17 protein-coding genes are annotated in these 14,414 nt (G+C 65.3%); 11 read left to right on the top strand and 6 right to left on the bottom strand.

The features are described 5' to 3' along the window. Positions 1–52: 52 nt before the first annotated feature. Complete coding sequence (locus J2R78_RS44860; protein WP_256520498.1) at positions 53–175, bottom strand: hypothetical protein; 123 nt, start codon at positions 173–175, stop codon at positions 53–55. Positions 176–359: 184 nt separating this feature from the next. Between J2R78_RS44860 and J2R78_RS38790 the strand changes: the two genes are divergently transcribed. Next, positions 360–530 carry a hypothetical protein gene (locus tag J2R78_RS38790; protein WP_253608925.1) on the top strand — a complete coding sequence of 57 codons (171 nt, stop codon included), beginning with the start codon at positions 360–362 and terminating at the stop codon, positions 528–530. Positions 531–551: 21 nt separating this feature from the next. On the opposite strand, the gene J2R78_RS38785 is transcribed toward J2R78_RS38790, so the two are convergent. Further along, positions 552–1,805, bottom strand: a complete 1,254-nt coding sequence (locus J2R78_RS38785) for a cyclopropane-fatty-acyl-phospholipid synthase family protein (protein ID WP_253608924.1) — start codon at positions 1,803–1,805, stop codon at positions 552–554. A 258-nt stretch (positions 1,806–2,063) separates the two neighbouring features. On the opposite strand from J2R78_RS38785, the gene J2R78_RS38780 reads away from it, so the two are divergent. From J2R78_RS38780 to J2R78_RS38770, 3 genes are all read left to right on the top strand, one after another. Further along, positions 2,064–3,023, top strand: a complete 960-nt coding sequence (locus J2R78_RS38780; protein WP_253608923.1) for a hypothetical protein — start codon at positions 2,064–2,066, stop codon at positions 3,021–3,023. Positions 3,024–3,112: 89 nt separating this feature from the next. Continuing rightward, the gene (locus J2R78_RS38775; protein WP_057019874.1) at positions 3,113–3,718 is read left to right on the top strand and encodes a TetR/AcrR family transcriptional regulator; all 606 of its coding nucleotides are present in this window, start codon (positions 3,113–3,115) and stop codon (positions 3,716–3,718) included. Next, positions 3,715–4,176 carry a PaaI family thioesterase gene (locus tag J2R78_RS38770; RefSeq protein ID WP_028344793.1) on the top strand — a complete coding sequence of 154 codons (462 nt, stop codon included), beginning with the start codon at positions 3,715–3,717 and terminating at the stop codon, positions 4,174–4,176. Before J2R78_RS38775 ends, J2R78_RS38770 begins: the two co-directional genes overlap by 4 nt. 49 nt (positions 4,177–4,225) lie before the next feature. On the opposite strand, the gene rplI is transcribed toward J2R78_RS38770, so the two are convergent. From rplI to rpsF, 4 genes are all read right to left on the bottom strand, one after another. Then, the gene (gene rplI / locus J2R78_RS38765) at positions 4,226–4,828 is read right to left on the bottom strand and encodes a 50S ribosomal protein L9 (RefSeq protein ID WP_168856970.1); all 603 of its coding nucleotides are present in this window, start codon (positions 4,826–4,828) and stop codon (positions 4,226–4,228) included. Positions 4,829–4,879: 51 nt separating this feature from the next. Further along, a complete protein-coding gene (locus J2R78_RS38760) occupies positions 4,880–5,848 on the bottom strand; it encodes a hypothetical protein (protein WP_253608922.1) in 969 nt (322 codons plus the stop codon). A 126-nt stretch (positions 5,849–5,974) separates the two neighbouring features. Further along, positions 5,975–6,214, bottom strand: coding sequence for a 30S ribosomal protein S18 (gene rpsR, locus J2R78_RS38755; protein ID WP_016844287.1), 240 nt, complete (start codon positions 6,212–6,214; stop codon positions 5,975–5,977). Positions 6,215–6,220: 6 nt separating this feature from the next. Next, positions 6,221–6,685, bottom strand: a complete 465-nt coding sequence (gene rpsF / locus J2R78_RS38750; RefSeq protein WP_029083529.1) for a 30S ribosomal protein S6 — start codon at positions 6,683–6,685, stop codon at positions 6,221–6,223. Positions 6,686–7,023: 338 nt separating this feature from the next. Here rpsF and J2R78_RS38745 point away from each other — a divergent pair, with 338 nt between their 5' ends. The 7 genes from J2R78_RS38745 to mltG all read left to right on the top strand — a co-directional run bounded on the left by J2R78_RS38745 (position 7,024) and on the right by mltG (position 14,226). Beyond that, positions 7,024–7,740: a TetR/AcrR family transcriptional regulator C-terminal domain-containing protein gene (locus tag J2R78_RS38745; RefSeq protein WP_253608921.1), complete on the top strand. Its 717-nt coding sequence runs from the start codon at positions 7,024–7,026 to the stop codon at positions 7,738–7,740. Further along, positions 7,737–8,762 carry a fatty acid desaturase family protein gene (locus J2R78_RS38740; RefSeq protein WP_253608920.1) on the top strand — a complete coding sequence of 342 codons (1,026 nt, stop codon included), beginning with the start codon at positions 7,737–7,739 and terminating at the stop codon, positions 8,760–8,762. Before J2R78_RS38745 ends, J2R78_RS38740 begins: the two co-directional genes overlap by 4 nt. Positions 8,763–9,145: 383 nt before the next feature. Then, positions 9,146–10,099, top strand: a complete 954-nt coding sequence (gene fabD, locus J2R78_RS38735) for an ACP S-malonyltransferase (RefSeq protein ID WP_253608919.1) — start codon at positions 9,146–9,148, stop codon at positions 10,097–10,099. Positions 10,100–10,120: 21 nt separating this feature from the next. Further along, a complete protein-coding gene (gene fabG / locus J2R78_RS38730) occupies positions 10,121–10,858 on the top strand; it encodes a 3-oxoacyl-[acyl-carrier-protein] reductase (protein ID WP_076831958.1) in 738 nt (245 codons plus the stop codon). Between the two features lie 289 nt (positions 10,859–11,147). Further along, a complete protein-coding gene (locus J2R78_RS38725; protein WP_002716125.1) occupies positions 11,148–11,387 on the top strand; it encodes an acyl carrier protein in 240 nt (79 codons plus the stop codon). A 96-nt stretch (positions 11,388–11,483) separates the two neighbouring features. Continuing rightward, positions 11,484–12,749: a beta-ketoacyl-ACP synthase II gene (gene fabF, locus J2R78_RS38720; protein ID WP_253608918.1), complete on the top strand. Its 1,266-nt coding sequence runs from the start codon at positions 11,484–11,486 to the stop codon at positions 12,747–12,749. Between the two features lie 226 nt (positions 12,750–12,975). Next, a complete protein-coding gene (gene mltG, locus J2R78_RS38715) occupies positions 12,976–14,226 on the top strand; it encodes an endolytic transglycosylase MltG (protein WP_076831963.1) in 1,251 nt (416 codons plus the stop codon). Positions 14,227–14,414 lie beyond the last annotated feature (188 nt).

Raw genomic sequence — 14,414 nt, 5'->3', positions numbered from 1 at the left:
TGCCAGGCGAGCGGACCCATGGAGAGGCGAGGCGGCTGTTGGCGTCGATTTCTCAGACCAGAATGAGGAAGGCCAGCGCGATCAAGGCGGCCACCACGCCAGTGGCGATTAGGGCGTAGTCAGTCGCGATATCGCGCTGCGGGTCCAACATCGTCTGGTGTGTTTCTCGGGTCATTCCGGACCACTACGACAGTCCGGGACAGACCTCTGTGAAGCAGATCACATGCGCCGCACTTTTTTTGCGGCAGGTTCGCGGGAACGACCCGGCGGATTCCGGGTTGTGTACGCTCAGGCAAGATACGGCGGCGATGGCTCGAGAGTTTCAGACAGCGCGATCAAGGCTTGGCCGGGCAGATGGCATGGATCGCCGCTGGCTGGCGGCGCTTGTCGATGCCATGGAGCAGGCGGCGCGTCCCGAGGTCCGCAACGTTCCCTGCGATGCCAGCTTGATTTCGACCGCCGCAGCCCATCTGGCGCGTCCGGCGCCGACCTTTGGCCATTGCGGGTCGGCCTACAGCCTGCGCAACTAGCCGCAACCCGTTCCTTCAGACCTATTCGCCGGCCAGTTGTAGCCGGGGCCTGGCCGCGCCGGCCTCCTTCAGCCGCAGGCGGGCTTCTTCGCCGCCGATATAGTCGCGGGTTATCGGGACGATGCCCTGGCGCTTGGTGAGCTGGAGCTGGAAGTTCATCATATTCTGCACGCGGAACGACATCTCCGAGGCAGCCAGGTAGAATTCCCACATCCGGGCAAAGGTCTCGTCGTAGAGCCGCACGGCCTCCTCGCGCCGCGCCATGAAGCGCTCGCGCCATGCCTTCAGCGTCTCGGCATAGTGCAGGCGCAGGATCTCCATGTCGCAGATCAGCAATCCGGCCTTCTCGATCGCCGGCATGACCTCGGACAGCGCCGGAATGTAGCCGCCGGGGAAGATGTATTTGCGGATCCAGGGGCTGGTGACGTCGGGGCCGGTCGAGCGGCCGATCGAATGCAGCACCATGACACCGTCGTCGCTGAGCAGTTCGGCGCAGCGCGCGAAGAAGGTTTCATAGTAGGCGACCCCGACATGCTCGAACATGCCGACCGAGACGATGCGGTCGAACGGCCCGGGGATGTCGCGGTAGTCCTGCAGCAGGAAGCGCGCCGATTGCGCCAGGTTCCGCTCCGCCGCCCGGGCGTTGGAAATTTGCAGCTGCTCGGTCGACAGCGTGACGCCGGTGACGTCGGCGTCGCTCATCTCGGCGAGATAGAGCCCAAGGCCACCCCAGCCGGAACCGATGTCGAGGATGCGGTGCCCGGGCTTGATCAGGAGTTTTGCGGCGAGGTGACGCTTCTTGGCGAGCTGGGCATCGTCCAGCGTCGCGTCCGGCGTCTCGAAATAGGCGCAGCTGTATTGCTTGTCCGCGTCGAGGAAGAGCGAATAGAGGCGGCCGTCGAGATCGTAATGACGGGCGACATTGCTTCTGGATCGGCCGCGCACATTGATCTGCTGGGCGCGGCGTCCGAGGAAGCGTACCCAGGCCTGCAGCCTGGCAAAGTTCGGCAGCATGGCTGCCTGACCCATAAGCACCGCCAACACGTCGGCAACGGTGCCTTGCTCCACCACGAACGTGCCGTCCATGAAGGCTTCGCCGAGATAAAGCTCGGGATCGACCAGCACGCGGAGTTCAGCCCCTCGCGTCATGAAGCGCACGGCAACCGGTACGCCCGTGCCGTCACCGCAGGTGAACTGAGCGCCGCTCGCGGTCGTGAACGTGATCGAACCGCGGCGGATGAAGCGCCCCAAGAAGTATCGCAACAATCGGTCCATCGAAACACCAACGGAACGGCAAGCTGCACACCGACACCACCGGAGTTGATCACTCCAATGTGTCCCCAACCTCAAGATAGGCAGGGAATTAGATCGCGCTATAGCGTTGTGGTCAAAGCCGATATTCCAAAATGTGACAATTGCGTGGATGCGTCATGGGCGCGCTTCCATTCGCGCGATAATCGGCTAAAAGGTGACCGCCGCGGCCGATCCATCAGGCGCTGGCGGCGATTTTTCCGGAATCTGGAGACTTAAGGAATGTTGAGCCGAGCCCTCAGTCTGGCGACGGTGGCGCTTCTGATTGGCTGCCTGTCAGCCGTATCGGCGCAGGCGCAAAACCTCGAGGCCGGCAAGAGCCCCTCCCAGATCTTCGCAAGCACCTGCACAGCTTGCCACAAGAGCCCGCGCGGCCTGCTGAAATCGGTCCCGGCCGGTTCGCTGCCGGGCTTCCTGCGCCAGCACTACACGACGTCCAGCGACATGGCCGGCGTGCTTGCCTCCTATCTGATTTCGAATGGTGCCAACGACCCGCGCTACCAGGCCAAGGATCAGCCCAAGGGGACTAAGGGCGGTAGGGAAGGCAGGCAGGAGGCGAACCAGTCCCCGGAGCAGCCGTCCGAGCGTCCGGCCCGCCGACGGCACCAGGATGCCGCGCCGCAGGAAGGGGCCAAACCCGATGGCGATGGCTTGAATCCCGAAGGACGTCCAGCTCACCGCGGCAAGCGGATGGCCCGCCCGAGCGAGACGCCGGAAGGCGCGAAGCCGGATGACGGCCAGACGCCGCAGGCCTTGGGCGAGGGCAAGCCGTCGCGTCAGAAGCACGGCCGTCGCGGCAAGCCCGTCGAGGAGCCGAAGTCCGAGGAGACGCCCAAGGGCGCGGCGACCAGCGACGAGCCCAAGACAGACCCCAAGACATCCACCCGGCATGATGACAAGGGTGAAGCCGAGAAGCCGGCGAAGCCTGCCGCCGAGCCCGACACGGCAAAGGTCGACGCGCCCAAGAGCAATGGCGGCGGCGAGCCGGCTGCCGTGCGATCCGATCCGGTTCCGCAGGTCACGCCGGCGCCTGCCGCGGCTGCGCCTGCGGCGTCCGAGCCGGCAGCAGCCGCATCTCCCGCTCCGGCGCCAGCCGCGCCGCCGGTGACTGCGACGGCGCCGCCGCCGCCACCGCCCACGACGCCAGGCTCCGGCCCGCCGGAAGCTCCGACCTCGAAGTAATCGCCAACGCCGGGCCGCAAGGTCCGGCGTATTTGTTTGACCATCATTAGAGCAGTGCTCTAGAGTGTTAATCTAGTCAGGAGGACGACTTGAGCACGGCGCGCGAAGATCTGCTGGCAGCGGGACTGGCGGTGTTCGACCGCGACGGATTTGAGGGCGCGACGGTGGCCGAGATTCGCTCCCGCGCCCGCGCGTCCAACGGCAGCTTCTTCCACTTCTTCACCTCGAAGAAGGCGCTCGCCGGCACCCTGTTCCTGGAAATCCTGCAGGCCTATCACGCCGCCATCATCAGCTCGGTCGACGCCAGCTGCGGGGCGGGCGAGGGCGTTGAGCGGCTGATCCACGCCCATCTCGATTGGGTCGTGAGCAACCGGCGCGAGGCGCGCTTCCTGTTCGAGATTTCGCGCAGCGAGTGGGGCGAGGAGGTGCGCGGCGCGCAGCGCAGCGAGAATTCGCGGCTCACCGATGGCATCGAGCGCTGGCGCGCGCCACTGCTCGCGCGCGGCGAATTGCTGCCGATGAGCGCCGTGCTGTTCTTCAGCCAGATCGTCGGGCCGGCGCAGATCTTCTGCCGCGCCTGGCTATCGGGCCGCCATACCGGCGATCCGCGCGAACAGGTCGAGACGCTGATCGCCTGCGCGGTCCGCGCGGTGGTGGCGCCGGGTGCGCCAGAACGAACAGGAGAGACTTCATGAGCGAGACCGATCCGGACTTTGCACCGATCGCGACGCGAATTCGCGACAATGTCGGCCGGCAGGGCTTCATGGGTCTTGTCGGTGCCGAGGTAGCCGAGCTGTCGCGCGGCACCTGCACGCTCGCGGTCGACCGCCGGCCGGAGCTGTTGCAGCAGCATGGCCTGTTTCACGGCGGAGTGACGGCGTTTCTGGTCGACAACGCCACCACGATCGCAGCGGCGACGTCGCGCGGCCAGCCGGCGCTGACGGCGGAATACAAGCTGAACCTGCTGTCGCCGGCCTCGGGCGATCGTCTGATCTGCCGGGCGCGCGTGATCAAGCCGGGACGTCAGGTCGCCGTCGTTGCAGCCGACGTGTTCTGCGTCATCGACGGCAAGGAGAAGCACACCGCGACCGCATTGGCGTCGATCGCCATGCTCGACGACAAGGCGGCGGCACGAATCCAAAGCCCGGCCTGATCGAGGCCGGGCTTCGTAGCGTTTAGTCGGTTGGACGATGGAGAGAAGCTTACTTCTCTTCGGCGGCCGGAGCCGGCGCGGCTTCCTCGTCCTGCTGGGCTTCCGGATCGAAGAATTCGCCGGCGGCGGCGAGCGCCTCGGCGGCAGCGTCCTGGTCTTCCTGGCGGGTCGAGATGTCCTCGCCGCGCTTGATCCGCTCGGCCTCTTCGGCGGAGCGGGCGACCGTCACGGTGACGCTGGTCTCGACCTCGGGGTGGACGGCGATCGTCACCTTCTGCGCGCCGATCACCTTGATCGGCGAGTCGAGCCAGACCTGCGGGCGCGACACCGTCACGCCGTCGGCAGCCAGCGCGGCGACGATGTCGCGCACCGTCACCGAGCCGAACAGCTGGCCGGATTCGGAGGCCTGGCGGATGATGACGATGTCGCGGCCGTCGATCTTCTCGGCGACCTTGGCGGCTTCGCCCTTGGCCTGGATGTTGTTGGCCTCGAGCTCGGCCTTCATGCCGTCATACTTGGCGCGGTTCGCCTCGGTGGCGCGCAACGCCTTGCCGCGCTTCAGCAAGAAGTTGCGGGCGAACCCGTCCTTGACGCGCACGACTTCGCCCATCTGGCCAAGCTTGGCGACGCGTTCGAGCAGAATGACTTCCATTTTCGTTCTCCTTTAGATGCAAAGTACGGGTTTAAGTGGTTGGATCGAATCTCAAGCCGTGGGCAAAGGCGGCGGTCTTGTCTGCAGATAGCGCTGGCGCAGCCCGAACACGGCGTCGGCGATGCCGAGCGCGAACATCGCCACGATCGGCCAGCCGAACATGACGACGACCGCATAGATGCCACTGAGCCAGAAGCCGCGATTGGTGAGCGACAGCGTCAAGGTGTGCAGAACGGCGAAGCCGACCAGCGCATAGGCGATTACGAGTGCCGCGGTGACGATCTGCGCCAGCAGCGCAAGCATGCCGCCGATGAAGCTGACGGCGACAGCCGCCAGCAGCGCGACCAAAGTCACGGCGGGAAGCGCCGTGGTGCGGAAATCCGGCCACGGCCGGTTCAGTCGCCCGGAGGTTTGCGTGATCTTGCCGGCGAGCCAGAGGTTCAGCGTCAGCGTCACCATGGCGATGACCGTCGCCGCGAGCGGCGCGAAGATCACCAACGCGTCGACCAGCCGTTCGATGTCACCGCTGGGCTGGGCTTCGCCGGCGCTGAGCATCTTGAGCAGGCCACGCCGCAGCGTGCCGGTGATCGTGTCAGTATCGGTGCCGAGCGTGAGCAGTGCGACGGTCGTGGTGATGATGGCGAAGGCTGCAATCCAGAGCAGGATGCGGCCGACGGGGTACCATTCAAGTGCAGGCGGCTGCTGCTTGGCGCTGTCGCCGGCTGCGCCTGCGATCGGCCGTCCGAGCAGGGCGAGGTGGCCGAGCCACCAGCCGGGTACGGCGACCATCATGGCAAACGCGATGCTGTAGGGAAGGCCGAAGATCGTGCCGAGCACGGATGCCGCACCCACTCCACCAATAGCGGCGGTGAGGGGACCCCAGCCGAGCGCCGCCACCATGATCGGCAGCGATGCGAGATAGAACAGCAATATCGAGATCAGCGCGCCCGAACTGATCGAGGCGAACATCAGCGCCGACGCGGCGCCGGCGGCAAGTGCAACAATGAGTATCCCGATCATCAGCTGTCCCGCCCCCTTTGAGCGGTTAGGGGTCCTGCTTCGAGAACCCCAACCATCGGCGACCGGACGACCCGGAAGCCTTATGAGAATGAGCGGACGGCGACGTATGCCGCCGGCCGGAAACGATTACCTGATCACGTAAGGCAGCAAGCCGAGGAAGCGCGCGCGCTTGATGGCGCGGGCGAGCTCACGCTGCTTCTTGGCGGACACGGCCGTGATGCGGCTCGGCACGATCTTGCCGCGCTCGGAGACGTAACGCATCAGCAGCTTGGAATCCTTGTAGTCGATCTTCGGCGCATTCGCGCCCGTGAACGGGCAGGACTTGCGACGGCGGAAAAACGGACGGCGGGCACCAGCATCAGCCATGATTCATTACTCCTCGGTCGCAGCTTCTTCTTCACGCGGACGGCGCGGGCCACGGTCGCCACGGAAACCACCCTCGCGGTCGCCACGGAAGCCGCCTTCGCGGTCGCCACGGAAGCCACCACCACGGTCATCGCGCTCGCGATCGCGGTCGGCCTTGCGCATCATCGCGGACGGGCCTTCCTCGTGCTCTTCAACGCGCACGGTGAGGTAACGGATGACGTCTTCGTTGATCCGCTCCTGGCGCTCGATCTCGGTGACGACAGCCGACGGTGCGTCGATGTTCATCAGCACGAAATGCGCCTTGCGGTTCTTGTTCATGCGGTAGGTGAGGGAACGCACGCCCCAGCTCTCGGTCTTGGTGACCTTGCCGCCGCCCTGTTCGACGATCCCCGTCATCTGGGCCGTCAGTTCATCCACCTGCTGGGTGCTCGCATCCTGACGCGCGAGAAAAACATGCTCGTAAAGAGGCATGGTTGTCCTTTCCTGTGTTGGCGCGGTTTCCGGCGACAAGCCCTTCGAGACCTTCGGAAAGGACTCGAGCTGCTCAGAAGGCGGGAGCACGGGACGACGGGCCGACTGGCCCTGCCACATCAAAATCAACGGGTGAGTTTGCTGAGACCGTCCGTTCAGCTCCCGGCCGGAGCCCACGAATGGCGCGCTTATACGGATTCTGGCCGCGAAAGCAAGGGGTCTCGGCCTCCCGATGTGCGAGGCGTCGTAGCCCTCCAGGCCGTTTGACGCAACCTCGGGCGATTTCCCGTTGATTTCTTTGTTTGTATATCATACAAACACCTTTGGGAGGACGAGATATGGGTTCGGAGACCGCCAGCGGCATGTCTGCGCCCGATCCGAAGCACGCGGTCCGCGCGACGCGGTCGGCGGGGCGCAAGATGCGCTCGCTGCTGCTCGATGCCGCCAGCCGCCTGTTCAAGGAACGCGGGCTCTCGGGCACATCGATCTCCGATATCGCCGCGGCCGCCGACGCCTTTCCGAGCCAGATCACCTATTACTTCCGCACCAAGGAAGCGCTGTTCGTCGAAGCCGCCAGCCGCGACATGCTCTATCTCGCGCGCGCGACCGAGCAGGCCGCCCTGAATGCCCACACCCCGCGTGACTACACCCACGCCCTGGCCGAGACCGTGACCGCGACCGACACGGTCGCCTTTTTCGCGGAGGCCTTGACCCTCACGCGGCGCCGGCAGGACCTCGCGCCCCTCGTCGAGCGCACCATCGAACGCCTGCACAGCGAGGGCGCGCGCGCCTATGCGGGCCAGGTCGAGCGCCATGGCTGGCGGTCGCTGCGCGCGCCCGAGGAGAGCTCGCGGCGGTTCTGGGCGATCGCGATCGGCGTGATCGTCGAAGGTTTCGCCATGGGCCGCGGCTCCGAGGAAATGTGCCGCGAATTGCTGCGCGCGCTCGGCGAGCAGGCGACATCAACTTCGACGTCGCCCAATGATGGGACGCGGCTGCGCCTGGTCGGCGATCACAGCACTTCATCCTCAACGGACCGGGAGACAAGCTCATGACCGCGCTTCGCATGCGAGCCCGCGATTTCCTGACCGAGGACGAACTGGTCGCGGTGCGCGAGCGCACGACGTGGAAGGGCGCAGCCCTGATCGTGCACGCCTGGGCGCTGATCCTGGGCGCGATCGCGCTGGTCGCGTGGTGGCCCAATCCGCTGACCTATCTGCTCGCCGTTGCGATCATAGGCTCGCGCCAGCTCGGGCTTGCGATCCTGATGCATGACGGGGCGCACGGCTGTCTGTCGGCGGACGAGAGGACCAATCTGACGCTGAGCCAGTGGTTCTGCGCCTATCCGATCTTCGCGGAGACCCGCGGCTATCGCCGCTATCATCTGCAGCATCATGCGCGGACGCAGCAGGAGGATGATCCCGATCTCGTGCTGTCGGCGCCGTTTCCGATCACGAAGCTGAGCTACCGCCGAAAGTTCTTCCGCGACATCACCGGGCAGACCGGCTACCAGCAGCGCAAGGCGCAATTGCTCAATGCGATGGGGCCGAAGGAGTGGCCGTTGTCGCGGCGCGCCGCCAACTTCTGGCAGAAGCTCGGGCCGCAATGCGTCACCAACGCGCTGCTGTTCGCGGGCCTTGCCGCCGCCGGCGTGTGGTGGGCCTATCCGCTGTTGTGGCTGGTGCCGCTGCTGACCTGGATGATGGTGATCACGCGCATCCGCAACATTGCCGAACACGCCGTCGTGCCCGACAGCTCCGATCCCCTGCGCAACACCCGCACCACGCGGGCCAATGTCCTCGAGCGCCTCTTCATCGCGCCGTACTACGTGAACTATCACCTCGAGCATCATCTGCTGTTCTACGTGCCCTGCTACAACCTGCCGCGCGTCCACCGCATCCTCAGCGAAAGCCGTTATGCGGATCGGATGGAGGTGCAGCCGGGCTACGCCGCCGTGCTGCGGCTGGCGACCGCCAGGCCCGCCAGCGAGGATCGTCCGGGCCAGCTGGTCAACAGCGCACGCCGGGCGAGGGCCGGCGCCGAGGTTAACGCCGACCAGAATGCCGGCGGGTTCTAGTGTGCTGAATGCGAAGTTCGTGCGATTTCGCGGCAGCCACTTTCACGAACTTCGCATTCATAAAGCACACTAGAATCATAAGTTTGCTAGTGTCCTTATCGAATCCGAAGTTCGCTCCGAAGGTGCGGCAAATGATGCGAACTTCGGATTCGGGACACTAGCCCGGAGCCGGACCGGCATCCCCAGGGTTCCTCCGGCGCGGCTTGACAGCACCGCCTCCGTCAGTGTCTTACGGCCCGGTCCGGGGCCGGTTGCAAGGCTTGGTTGCAAGGGATTGGCCTGGACCCGCTGTGGCGCGTTTTGCGCGGCGCGGATACCGTTTCCCCTGCGGCAGGCGTAACGCGCCTGCGCGGAGATCACGCTCAACAAGGTAGGGATCGCCGATGACGGCAGCATTTACATTTCCCGGGCAGGGCTCGCAGGCGGTTGGCATGGGCAAGGCCCTGGCCGACGCCTTTCCGGCGGCCAAGGCGGTGTTCGACGAGGTCGATTCCGCGCTGGGCGAGAAGCTGACCGCGATCATCTGGGATGGTCCCGGCGAGACATTGCAGCTCACCGAAAATGCCCAGCCCGCCCTGATGGCGGTGTCGATCGCCACATTGCGCGTGCTCGAGAGCGAAGCCGGCTTTTCGGTCGGCCGCAACGCGGCCTTTGTTGCCGGGCACTCGCTCGGCGAGTATTCGGCGCTGGCCGCCGCCGGAAGCCTCTCCGTCAGCGACACCGCGCGGCTGCTCCGCACCCGCGGGCTTGCGATGCAGAAGGCGGTGCCGGTCGGCGTCGGCGCGATGGCCGCACTGCTCGGTCTCGATTACGAAACCGCCGTGGCGGTCGCCAACGAGGCGGCGCAGGGACAAGTCTGCCAGGCCGCCAACGACAATGGCGGCGGCCAGGTGGTGGTCTCCGGCGACAAGGCCGCCGTCGATCGCGCGGTCGAAATCGCCAAGACCAAGGGCGCCAAGCGCGCCATGCTGCTGCCGGTGTCGGCGCCGTTCCATTGCAAGCTGATGCAGCCGGCGGCCGACGCGATGGCAGAGGCGCTGTCCGGCGTGACCATCAGGGCGCCCGCGGCGCCGCTGGTCTGCAATGTGCTGGCCTCCGCCATCACCGATCCCGACGAGATCCGCCGCCGCCTGATCGAACAGGTCACGGGCACGGTTCGCTGGCGCGAGTCGGTTGCCTATATGGCAGGGCACGGCGTGACGCGGTTCTTCGAGATCGGCGCCGGCAAGGTGCTGAGCGGCCTCGTCAAGCGCATTGCCGACGGCGCGGTCGGCGTGTCCGTCGGCGGTCCGAACGATATCGCTGCGGCCAAGGACGCGCTCGCAGCTTCGGCTTGAAGCAGCCGGAAGGAGAATTCGATGTTTGATCTGACTGGCAAGACGGCGCTCGTCACGGGCGCAACCGGCGGCATCGGCGGCGCGATCGCGCAGGCGCTGCATGCGCAGGGCGCGACGGTAGCGATCTCGGGGACGCGGCGCGAGGTGCTGGACGGCTTCGCGGCCAAGCTCGGCGAGCGCGTGCACGTCCTGCCGTGCAATCTCTCCAGCAAGGATGATGTCGAGGCGCTGGTGCCGGCAGCGGAAGCTGCGATGGGGCAGGTCGACATCCTGATCGCCAACGCCGGCATCACCCGCGACAACCTGTTCGTGCAGCTGCGCGACGAGGATTGGGACGACGTGATCGCTGTCAACCTGACCGCGACGTTCCGCCTGGCGCGCGCGGCGACCAAGCTGATGATGCGCAAGCGCTTCGGCCGCATCATCGCGATCACCTCGATCGTCGGCGTCACCGGCAATCCGGGGCAGGGCAACTACACCGCGTCGAAGGCCGGCATCATCGGCCTGATCAAGACGCTGGGCGCCGAATACGCCAAGCGCGGCGTGACCGCCAATTGCATCGCGCCGGGTTTCATCAAGACGCCGATGACCGATGCGCTCAACGACAAGCAGCGCGAATCCATCCTGGCGAAGGTTCCTGCGGCGCGGCTCGGAACGCCCGAGGACATCGCCGCCGCGGCGGTCTATCTGGCCTCGAACGAGGCCGCCTACGTCACCGGACAGACGATCCACGTCAACGGCGGGATGGCTATGATTTGAGCTACTGGCCGGCTCTCGCAATGCGGCGAAAAGCCGTTTTCGGGAGCCGGTTCAGGCGTGTAGTCAAGGCTTTGGAAGTATGGTAGCTGAAGCCCCCGTGGATGGGCGAAGAACGCCATTGCAGGATTTTGAAACCCTGTATATTGGCGTGGCGACGCCTGCCGTTCGCCGGGGCTTTAATCGGCTACGACCGGGCCGAATCAAGACTATGCGCGACTGAGTAATCGAGACGACCACGATGGCTCGTATCGTCTTGGGGTCGGGTCCAATGGAACAACGAGGTTGAACGATGAGTGAGATTGGCGAGCGGGTTAAGAAGATTGTGGTCGAGCACCTTGGTGTCGAACCCGAGAAGGTGGTCGATAGCGCGAGCTTCATCGATGACCTCGGCGCCGACAGCCTCGACACCGTCGAGCTCGTGATGGCATTCGAAGAAGAATTCGGTTGCGAGATTCCCGACGACGCGGCGGAGACGATTCTGACCGTTGGCGACGCGACCAAGTTTCTCGAGAAGAACGCGAAGAGCTGACGCCGATCGCGAAGTTGACGGGGCCGGACGGACCGTGATCGAGCGGTCCCCCGGCTTCTTATTATCAGCCGCGCATTGCTGGCCGGAGACGTGGAAATGAGACGAGTTGTCGTCACGGGGCTGGGCATGCTTACACCGCTCGGCTGCGGCGTTGACGCAACTTGGGCGCGCATCCTCGCCGGAGACAGCGGCGGCAAGAAGATCGACACGTTCGACGTGTCCGACCTGCCGAGCCAGGTCGCCTGCTACATTCCGCGTGGCGACGGCACTGGCGGCACCTTCAATCCCGATCAGTGGATGGAGCCGAAGGACCAGCGCAAGGTCGACGACTTCATCGTCTATGCGATGTGCGCGGCCAAGCAGGCGCTGGACGATGCCAACTGGCATCCGAAGTCGGACGAGGACCAGTTCGCCACCGGCACGATGATCGGCTCCGGCATCGGCGGCCTCACCGGCATTGCCGAGACTGCGGTGCTGCTGAAGGAGCGCGGACCGCGCAGGGTCTCTCCCTTCTTCATTCCGGGCCGCCTGATCAATCTGGCCTCCGGCTATGTCTCGATCGAGCACGGCCTGAAGGGACCCAATCATGCGGTGGTCACGGCGTGCTCGACCGGCGCGCATGCGGTCGGCGACGCGGCGCGGCTGATCGCGCTCGGCGACGCCGAGGTGATGGTCGCGGGCGGCGCCGAATCGCCGATCTCGCGCATCGGCATCGCCGGCTTCTGCGCGGCGCGTGCGCTGTCCACCGGCTTCAACGAGACCCCGCAAAAGGCATCGCGGCCGTACGACAAGGATCGCGACGGCTTCGTGATGGGCGAGGGCGCCGGCGTCCTCGTGCTGGAGGAATACGAGCACGCGAAGCGCCGCGGCGCGAAGATCTATGCCGAAGTCACCGGCTATGGCCTGTCGGGCGATGCCTTCCACATCACCTCGCCGCCGCCGGACGGCAATGGCGGCTTCCGCAGCATGACCATGGCGCTGAAGCGCGCCGGCCTCGCGGCATCCGATCTCGACTACATCAATGCGCACGGTACCTCGACGCAGGTCGGCGACGAGATCGAGCTCGGCGCGGTCGAGCGCCTGCTCGGCAATGCGGCATCGAAGGTTTCGATGTCGTCGACCAAGTCCGCCACCGGACATCTGCTCGGTGCGGCCGGCGCGATCGAGGCGATCTTCGCGATCCTGGCGATTCGCGATAACGTGGTGCCGCCGACCATCAATCTCGACAATCCGTCGGTGCAAACGGCGATCGATCTTGTGCCGCATACGTCGCGCAAGCGTGACGTCAATGTGGCGCTGTCCAATTCCTTCGGTTTCGGCGGCACCAACGCTTCCGTGATCGTGCAGCGCGTGACCAATTAGTAGGTCGTTAGAGCGTTTTCGAGCGAAGTGGGTGCCGGTTCGCGTGAACGAAACGCGTCGAAAAAGAGAAGCCAAAGTCCCGTTCCGATTCGATCGGAACCGGACTTTAGAACTAGTCCACCATTTTGCCGTATTCCGCGGTGACTCCTAATAGCGGGCGTATGCTATTGGCAGGGCAGGGGTTTGTCCGGCCACGATTCAACCGGCAGGATATTGGTTTGCATCGATGAGTGAGAGGCCGCCCATTTCACCGAGGAGTCCACGCGCCGCGCTGGAGCCCGAACAGCTTCCGCCGCCGCCCAAGCGCTCGGATCGCGCCCGCAATCCCTTCGTGATCGTCGGCAATGCCATCTTCACCATCCTGATCATCCTGATGATCGGCGCCGGCGCGACGTATTACTACGGCAAGCAGGCGCTGGAATCGCCGGGACCGCTGCAGGAAGACAAGATCGTCAACATCCCGGCGCGCGCCGGCAAGCGTGACATCGCCGACGTGCTCTCGCGTGAGGGCGTGATCAACGTCAATCCGTGGGTCTTCATCGGCGGGGTGTTCGCGCTGAAGGCAAGTTCCGATCTCAAGCCCGGCGAATATTCGTTCCAGAAGAACGCCAGCCTGCGCGACGTCATCGCCACCATCGTCGACGGCAAGGTGGTGCAGCACGCCATCACGATACCGGAAGGCCTGACTTCCGAGCAGATCGTGACGCGGCTCTCCGACAACGACATCTTCACCGGCTCGGTGCGCGAGATCCCGCGCGAGGGCACGCTGCTGCCGGAGACCTACAAATTCCCGCGCGGCACCACGCGCGACCAGGTGATCCAGCGCCTGCAGCAGGCGCAGAAGCGCGTGCTCGCCGAAATCTGGGAACGCCGCAACACCGACACGCCGCTGAAATCGCCGGACCAACTGGTCACGCTGGCCTCGATCGTCGAGAAGGAAACCGGCCGCGCCGACGAGCGCAGCCGCGTCGCCGCCGTGTTCGTGAACCGCCTGCGCCAGCGGATGAAGCTGCAGTCCGATCCGACCATCATCTACGGACTGGTGGGCGGCAAGGGAACGCTGGGCCGTCCGATCAAGCGCAGCGAAATCACGCAGCCGTCGCCCTACAACACCTATGTGATCGACGGCCTGCCGCCCGGACCGATCGCCAATCCCGGCCGCGCCTCGCTGGAGGCGACCGCCAATCCGGCGCGCACCCGCGACCTGTTCTTCGTCGCTGACGGAACCGGCGGCCACGCCTTCACCGAAACCTACGACCAGCACGCGAAGAACGTCGCCAAGCTGCGCGCGTCGGAAAAGCAGATCCAGAACGACACCGTCGAGCCCGCGGATGATCCGGCGCCCGCCGCCGCGACGCCCGGCGCCGACACCAATCCCACGGCGACGACGCCGAAGCCCACCAATCAAAAGAAGCCGCCGCGCGGTCGGCAGGGCGCAGCCCAACAGACCAATTCGCCGCCGGTGGTGCAGCGCTAAAGCGCGATCGTCATCGCGCTTTAGCTTCTTGTTTGAGCATGATCTTTCGGAAAACCGCCATACACTTTTCCGGATCATGCTGTAGCTCTGCATTTTCCGGTGGTGGAACGTAATTCCACTTTCACGGAATCCGTTTTAAGGTCGCACCGGCTCCCCACGAGTCTCGCAGGCTCCGGGTGAGTCCCATA

The organism is Bradyrhizobium sp. USDA 4538 (assembly GCF_024171045.1).
Lineage (GTDB): Bacteria > Pseudomonadota > Alphaproteobacteria > Rhizobiales > Xanthobacteraceae > Bradyrhizobium > Bradyrhizobium australafricanum.
Note: the sequence above shows the minus strand (reverse complement) of the source record. Positions and strands in the feature narration are given on the sequence as shown.